At 32.2% G+C, this 748-nt stretch carries 1 protein-coding gene; it reads left to right on the forward strand.

The window, feature by feature from the left end:
* The first annotated feature begins 270 nt into the window (after window positions 1-270).
* The gene (locus JS605_RS17450; RefSeq protein WP_203259010.1) at window positions 271-606 is read left to right on the forward strand and encodes a hypothetical protein; all 336 of its coding nucleotides are present in this window, start codon (window positions 271-273) and stop codon (window positions 604-606) included.
* Window positions 607-748: the final 142 nt, after the last annotated feature.

A 748-nucleotide genomic window follows, 5' to 3' on the forward strand; every position in this document is an offset into this window, starting at 1 on the left:
CTTCGCTTGTGTATGTCAATCCCTATGTATAACTTAGGGGTAGCAGTAATTTGAGTGTTCATATCTTAATCGTTTATCGTGAACCTTAAAGATACTCGACTTACTGCTTTTTCATCGATGCTATAAGCAATAGCGGTTTAAGTGTTTACTCGAACCGTTTTTCCATTTTATTAAAGTATATTGTAATCTGAAAAGTAGCCGTATAAAATCCGCTACTGCTCATACACCAGACCGTTGTAGGTAATTAGAAGAAACATCTCTGAATTAAAAATGACAATAGACGAATTAACTGAATTAGCTGAAAAGGAAAATAAGCATTCGAAAGCTGAATTGGAACATAAATTGACTGAACTAAAATCTCTCAATTGCAAAATTTTGGAATGTATTGCATATGTAAGAACTAACCAAAGTTGCTCATTAACTGAGGCAAAAGAGATTGTTGTTAATTCGTCAGCTTGGATTGAACAAAAAGACGAATTTATGAGACATCAACAGGAACAAATGTCGGAATTTATAGAAGCTACTAAAGAAGACATTGAGATTATAAAACAAACGTATTCTGCTGAAAAAACAGAAACTATTATAAAAATGAAAACGAAAAAATAACTACCTACAACAATGGCTCCTATGAAAAGCCATTGTTTAAGCAAGTACCTTAGATGAGTTTAAATTTACTATTTTATTTTTAATTATATCATAATGCTAATGTGGTGTTGGAATGTTGGCTAACGCGCAGCGTTATCAACAT

Origin of the sequence: Hyunsoonleella ulvae, assembly GCF_016827605.1 — a bacterium.
GTDB lineage: Bacteria > Bacteroidota > Bacteroidia > Flavobacteriales > Flavobacteriaceae > Jejuia > Jejuia ulvae.